General features: G+C 58.7%; 8 protein-coding genes. 7 read left to right on the forward strand and 1 reads right to left on the reverse strand.

Annotated elements, in window-relative coordinates:
- Nucleotides 1-382: 382 nt before the first annotated feature.
- From QZ079_RS07205 to QZ079_RS07230, 6 genes are all read left to right on the forward strand, one after another.
- Complete coding sequence (locus QZ079_RS07205) at nucleotides 383-1,174, forward strand: PTS sugar transporter subunit IIC (RefSeq protein WP_297037018.1); 792 nt, start codon at nucleotides 383-385, stop codon at nucleotides 1,172-1,174.
- Between the two features lie 4 nt (nucleotides 1,175-1,178).
- Nucleotides 1,179-2,027, forward strand: coding sequence for a PTS system mannose/fructose/sorbose family transporter subunit IID (locus tag QZ079_RS07210; RefSeq protein WP_291289649.1), 849 nt, complete (start codon nucleotides 1,179-1,181; stop codon nucleotides 2,025-2,027).
- A 9-nt stretch (nucleotides 2,028-2,036) separates the two neighbouring features.
- Nucleotides 2,037-2,513, forward strand: a complete 477-nt coding sequence (locus QZ079_RS07215; protein ID WP_297037023.1) for a PTS sugar transporter subunit IIB — start codon at nucleotides 2,037-2,039, stop codon at nucleotides 2,511-2,513.
- 78 nt (nucleotides 2,514-2,591) lie between these two features.
- Nucleotides 2,592-3,686 (forward strand): SIS domain-containing protein, encoded by a 1,095-nt coding sequence (locus tag QZ079_RS07220; protein WP_297037025.1) that lies wholly within the window; start codon nucleotides 2,592-2,594, stop codon nucleotides 3,684-3,686.
- 175 nt (nucleotides 3,687-3,861) lie between these two features.
- Entirely contained in the window at nucleotides 3,862-4,605 is a 744-nt protein-coding gene (locus tag QZ079_RS07225; protein WP_297037027.1) for a GntR family transcriptional regulator, read from the forward strand.
- Between the two features lie 122 nt (nucleotides 4,606-4,727).
- A complete protein-coding gene (locus QZ079_RS07230; RefSeq protein ID WP_297037030.1) occupies nucleotides 4,728-5,264 on the forward strand; it encodes an HD domain-containing protein in 537 nt (178 codons plus the stop codon).
- A gap of 166 nt (nucleotides 5,265-5,430) precedes the next feature.
- Here the strand turns inward: QZ079_RS07230 and QZ079_RS07235 are convergent, their stop codons facing one another.
- Nucleotides 5,431-6,120, reverse strand: coding sequence for a hypothetical protein (locus tag QZ079_RS07235; protein WP_297037033.1), 690 nt, complete (start codon nucleotides 6,118-6,120; stop codon nucleotides 5,431-5,433).
- Nucleotides 6,121-6,348: 228 nt separating this feature from the next.
- On the opposite strand from QZ079_RS07235, the gene folB reads away from it, so the two are divergent.
- Nucleotides 6,349-6,709: dihydroneopterin aldolase (gene folB / locus QZ079_RS07240; RefSeq protein ID WP_297037036.1), on the forward strand; the 361-nt coding region annotated here is incomplete at its 3' end.

Consider the following 6,709-nt stretch of genomic DNA (forward strand, 5'->3'; position numbering starts at 1 on the left):
TTCTGCCAGCCAATAACCCCCGTCTCCAATGGCTGGATGGGTGCCGTTTCTGTGCTTCGATAGCTCTGCCGTTCCCGCCTTCTGTCCCTAACGTCGCTGGGTTCACCCTCCGCTATCCAAGAATCCCCGTTTTCACAGCGAAAACCGGGAATAGTGGGATAGCTAGTCTTGAAACAGGTAGCAGCAACGGCGCACCACTTCTCCATCGCTGGGCGTCGCTTCTCAAACCGTTCACGGACCATATCGACCGTTCACCCAGCTTAACTAATTTAGGATAACAATATAACAATATTCTGAATCATGTCATATCCCGCAGTGCAGCTGGGTTTGGCCAGCCTTTCTGCGCCTTGTGGGACACATGTCGGAAGAAGGGGTGATAACCATGATCACATTGTGGCAAGCTGTGCTGATCGCGCTCGTGGCCGTACTAACCGAGCTCGACGGCAACATCTTCGGCGAGAACAAGATGCGCGAGCCCATCGTAACCGGATTCCTCGTAGGTCTGATCTTGGGAGATGTCACTAAGGGCCTTATGCTCGGTGCTCAGATGCAGCTCATGTGGATGGGTGCGACTGCGATCGGCCCCACCGCTGGTCTCGACATCGGTACCGGTGGCACCGTGGGCGCTGCCGTTGCCATTGCGACGGGCACCGGTTTGGAGAGCGCTATTATGTTCGGCGTCCCGGTCTCCGTCATCATGCAGTTCGTGAACACTTTGCTCATGGCGGCCTACTCTGGCGTCATGCTCGAGGCCGATAAGGCGATTGAGGATCTCAAGCTCGCCCGCCTCGGAGCACTTCACTGGCTGTGCGTATTGCTTTCGGCCATTAAAACGTTCGTACTCATCTTTATGCTCATGTACCTCGGTGGTGACCTCATTGACACCATCGTGAACGGCCTTCCCGCATGGGTGTCCAACGGTCTGAACGGCATCGCCGCGCTTCTGCCGTGCCTCGGCTTCGCCCTGCTTATGAGCATCATCATGGACGGTTCCATGTGGCCGTACTTCATCATCGGTTTCGTTCCCGCTGCGTTCGTGGGCTTCGATATCAACATGGTTGGCATGGCGGCCGTCGCCGTCGCGATCGCTCTGATCATTTGGCAGCTCCGCAGCGAGCAAGCCGCAGCTGCACCGCAGGTTGCTGCTGCAAGTGACGACGAATGGGAGGACTAGCATCATGGCCGATACCATCACCACCAACGGCACCGCTGCCGCTCAGTCCAACATTTCCAAGAGCGACTTCCGTAGTGCGTTCTGGCGCAGCTTCGTGCTTATGGGTTCGTTTAACTACGAACGCATGCAGAGCCTCGGTTTCCTGTATAGCATCCTGAAGCCGCTTAAGAGCATCTACGGAGACGACGAGGAGGGTCTGCGCGCCGCCCTCAAGCGCCATATCGCCGCGTTCAACATGACGTGCGCCCCGTCCACGTTCGTTATGGGCATCTCCATCGCCATGGAGGAGAGCTTCAAGCGTGATCCGCAGCTCGATACGAGCTCCGTCAACGCCATTAAGGTCTCGCTCATGGGACCGCTTTCCGGCATTGGCGATACGTTCTTCTGGGGCATCTTCCGCGTGTTGGCTTGCTCGCTCGGCGTCGCTTTCGCGCAGCAGGGCAACCCCATTGCTCCGTTCATCCTCCTGCTGGTCTTCAATATCCCCAACGTCCTCGTACGTTGGTTCGGCCTTAAGCTCGGCTACGAGCAGGGAAGCTCGTTCTTGGAGCGCTTGGAAAAGAACGGGCAGATGAAGCTCGTCACCTACTGCGCCGGTATCATCGGTGCCGTGTCCATTGGCACCATGATCGCCATGTGGGTCTCGATTTCTTGCCCCTTGAGCTTCACGATCGGTGAGATGACCATCACCATTCAGGAATACCTCGACCAGCTTTTCCCGAAGTTCTTGCCGCTCGTGTGCACGCTCGCCGTGTACGGCGCCCTCAAGAAGAACGTCAAGGTGCCCATCATCATCGCGGCCATCTGCGTGATCGGCTTCGTGCTTGGCATCACCGGGCTTATCGCGATGTAAGGAGCAGCCATGGCTATCGTAGACGCACGCATCGACGACCGCTTAGTTCACGGCCAGGTATGCAGCTTTTGGATCCCGAAGTACAACGTAGATCGCATCGTGGTGGTCGATGACGCGGTTGCCAAAGACGATCTGCGCAAATCCATGCTGCGTATGGCCTGCCCGGAGCGCTGCAAGCTTTCGATCTTCGATACGGCAAAGGCGGCCGATAAATTCTCCCGTCATATCGACGAGGGCATCAAGGTCATGATCCTCTGCAACAGCCCGATTCCCATTTTGCAGATGGCGAAATGCGGCTTCAAAGTGGAGTACGTGACGGTTGGCAACATGTCGGGTCGACCTGGTTCGCAGCAGATTGCCAAGACCGCTTATGCTACGCCCGAAGAGATCGAGGCATTTCGCGAGCTCGCGGCTCAAGGCGTCGAGATATACGACCAGCTGGTGCCGAACGACATTCGCGAGAACATAACGAAGCGCTTCCAGTAAGCCTATCAACGCGTCGCCCTGCATGGTGTGCGGGGCGACGCCGCAACGGTACTTGTCCTTATGATTGGAGTGGAAACTATGGAGCAGACGGTGCTGGGCAATATCAAGAGCCAGCCTGAGGTGCTTCCGCAGGTATTTGCGAATCGTGATGTGTTCGTTGAGCCGTTCCGTCGCGAAATCGCCGAGCAGGGAATCAAGAAGATCATTTTCTTTGGTTCGGGCACCTCGTACAACGTATCGCAGATCGCGGCGTTCTACATGAAGCAGCTCGCGGGAATTGCTGCAGAGGCACAGTATCCCACCGTGTTCAAGAACTACGAACAGGCGGATTGGACGGGTTCGATCGCTCCGGAGCATACGCTGTTCGTGGGTATCAGCCAGTCGGGAACCTCGGTTTCCACGTGCGAGGTCATGGAATACGGCCAGAAGATCGGCTGCCGCACGCTGGTGATTACGGGCGATTTGGAGAGCCGCATCACGCAGTTCGCCAACGTCACGACGCACCTGCTCGTGGGGCCCGAGCTAACGCCGCCCGAGACCAAGGGCTACACGGTTTCCGTGCTGAGCGTGTATCTCTGGGCACTCGCTGTCGCCCATGATTGCGGGAAGCTCTCTGCCGAAGATTACCAGGCGGCGCTCGATGAGGCCGAGGCGTTCGTGGGTGATTTCCAGAGCGTCATCGACGAGGGCGAGGCATGGTACGACCGCAACAAAGGCTCGATCCTGCAGAGCGACCGTCTGTTTATCTTGGGCTACGGCGTCGATTACGGTTCGATGCTCGAGGCCATGCTCAAGGTGGGCGAAATGCTTCGTATTCCGACGATCGGCTACGAGCTCGAGGAGTTCTCGCACGGTCCCACCATGGGACTTCGTCCTAACCAGACGATCTTCATGATCGGATCAGATGAGGCGGAGTACGAGCGCATGCTCGTGTTCCGTGACGCCTATAAGAAGTACACGCCGCGCGTGCACGTGGTGTCGATGTGCGACATTCCGGACGCCGATGAGCGCGACCTTGTGTTCTCACATCGCGTGAGCAAGTATCTCGCGCCGCTTGCGTACACGGTGCCGTTCCAGTTCGTTGCCGCCAAGGGCGCGAAGGACATCTTTATCGACACCGGTGTGAACCCGTTCCAAGAGCCGCTCGCGCATTACGCCGACGACGAGAAGTAGGGACGGTATATCGATCGGGACGCGAGCGCATCTCCCTTCTCGCCTGCGTATCCGGTAACGCTTCGCATGTGACCCCGCGTTTCCTTCACACGGAAAGGCGGGGTCGCTGCTATCATATTGATTACTAGGCTGTCTAAGCGCCGCTTCTCACGCGGTGTTGCGAACGGAAAATCTCATGGACACTGGATTCATCAAGATAGATCGCTCTTCACCTTTGCCGCTGTATAAACAGCTCGAGGATTGCATCGTGAAGGCCATTGGTGAAGGTGTCTTGAAGACGGGGGACAAGCTGCCCACCGAGGACGAGTTGGCCGAGACGTTCGGTCTTTCGCGCCCTGTCGTTCGGCAAGCGTATGGTGCGCTTGTGGGTGCGCGCCTTGTTTCTCGCGAGCGCGGGCGCGGCAGCTTTGTGCGGGCGCCAAGTTCGATCAGGCCACATGCCTCGCTTCTAGGGTTTTCCCAAGAGACGCTGCTCACGGGTGGCATTCCGGTAACGCGCGTGCTTTCCTTCGGGCGCGCCGAGCTGCCCGAGAACCTTTCGTCGTGCATTTCCTCGGCATTTTCCGATGCATTCTTCCTCGAGCGCGTGCGCTATACGAACGGCACGGCGTCGTCTCACCTCAAAACCTGGGTTCCCTACGAGCGCTTTCCGGGAATCGGAGCGTACGATTTCACAATCGACTCTCTTTACGCCACACTCTTCAAACTCTACGGTGTACGTCCCACGCGTGCGGTGCGAACTGTGTGGGCGTCTGCTGCCGATGCGCGTACCGCCGAGGCGATGGAACTCGAGCCGGGGTCGCCCGTCATGCGCATGCTCAACATCGTGTACGACGAACAAGATGAGCTTATGGAGGTCGGCATCGAGTTCTACCTGCCCGATGTCCAGAGCTTCACCTTCGAGGTGCATAGCGCGTGATGTAAAATTACCCCAGGGGTTTTCGCCATTGGGGACGGGGGGTATTGGCTGGGGGGGTCTTCTGCCAGCCAATAACCTCCGTCCCCAATGGCGGGATACCCAATGGCAGAAAAGGGGCTTCGATGACGAACGAGGAGTTGCACAAAGACGGCCTTCCCACCATGCCACGCGTCGATGCGGTGTGGGAGAGTGCTCTGTACCAGCGGGATTATCAGCGGCTCGAAGAGCTCGAGCGAGAGCGCCTCTTTTGCCGGCACGGGCTTCAACATCTGTTCGATTGCGCCCGCATCATGTGGATCTTGAATCTCGAGCGCGGGCTTGGCCTTGACCGCGAGATTGTGTACGCGACGGCGCTTCTGCACGATATCGGCAAGGCGCAGCAGTACGAGACGGGCGAGCCCCATGATGTAGCGGGCGAGCGGCTTGCTCGGGAAATCTTGCTGGCGCTTCCCGCCGTGCATGCGTTCTCGGCTGAAGATATCGATGCTATTTGCACGGCGATTCGCGGGCATCGGCATCTGCGCGAGGGCGCCGAGGTGCTTGAGCGGCTGCTCTACCAGGCGGACAAGGCTTCCCGCGCGTGCTTCGCCTGCCCATCGGACGTTCGCGCCGCCTGTTCGTGGAGCGATGCGAAGAAGAACCTCGCTGTGCGCATCTAGGCAGGTCAGAGGGCGCTCCCAAACCGGGCGCCGTCGCCAGTTCAAAATTTCATGCCAAACCATACAGCTGGAGCGTTGCAGCAGCGCCTTATTGTATGGAACGGCATAGAATTTCAACTGATTCGCCGATGGGACTTTGCAAGGTAAAATAACCCCTGGGGTGTTTTTACATCAGCGAGCCGTTGAAGTGGATGATGAAGGCGATGAGCCCCACGAGCGCTGCCAGCCAAAGCACGATGCCGAACACCATGAGCGCGATCGCCCAACGCTTGAACGGACGGCCTCCCACCATGCCGGCGCCGGCCAACATGCACAAAAAGATCCCGATGCCGAGCGCGATCATACAACTACCCTCTGCCGTCGCGAGCAGCGGCAGGTCGGCGGCGGCGACGTGTGCATAGTGGTAGCTGTGAAGCAGTCCCACGTCCCCGGTTGCGATCATGTACACACCCGGTACGATGCCAAAGAGCGAGCACGCAGCCCCCACGAGTCCCATAACGACGTAGCGCCAGATCGGTTTCATGTTGCTGAAGACCCCGGTCGCAGCTTGCCCGGAATACGTGATGAGTCCGCCGTTGAAGTACACGATGGCTCCGAGCATGAATGCGATGCCCAGCACGAGGAGCACAACGCCCGCGATGGTAAGCACGCCTTGCCTGTCGAGGCAGATGAGCGCGATAGCGATTCCGAGGAAGATCATACTCGCCCCTTCAGCGCGCGCGAGCGCGGGCAGCTTCTCGGGTGGCGTCGTGGCGTAGTGGTAGCTATGGAGCAGGCGCGGATTGCCCGAGACGATCATATAGGTGCCGAGTGCACCGGTGAGCACCGGTACGATCAGAATAGCAAGTGAGTCCATGGAAGCCTCCCGATCAAAGCGGTGTTCGATGGATGTCGCCGATCGCCGCGCGCGGAACGTACCCCCGCACCGCGTAAACGAGATTCTAGTCCTGTGCGAACGAGCGTCAAGGGTGATTTTCGGCAAGCTGGCGCGCATGCTGGGTATAGAAAGAGCTGGCACAAAAAAACATCCGTCTCCGCGATTTTGCAGAATCACGTAGGGGAGGGGAAGGAGAGAAGAGCGACTATGGAAGATGAGAAGAAAGGTTTGCCCGAGGATACGTCGCGTGGTGAAGAGACCGGTCTCGCGCATCATGCGAAGGCGGGGTTGCCCGTGAGCCGGCGCGAGCTCGCGCTCACGGATTCCAAGCGGCTCGCGCTTGCAGACAAGGTGACGATCGAGGAGCTCGAGGTCTTTGCCAACCATGGCGTCTACGCTGCGGAGCGCGAGCTCGGGCAGAAGTTCGTGGTCTCGGCGGTGCTCTACACATCGCTCCGGGCTGCGGGGCTGGACGACGACCTCGACCGCTCTGTGGATTACGGCGAGGCGTGCCATCTCATCGACGAGTTTCTCCGCACGCACACGTTCAAGCTCATCGAAGCGGCGG

Origin of the sequence: uncultured Enorma sp. (assembly GCA_905210055.1) — a bacterium.
Classification (GTDB): Bacteria; Actinomycetota; Coriobacteriia; order Coriobacteriales; family Coriobacteriaceae; genus Enorma.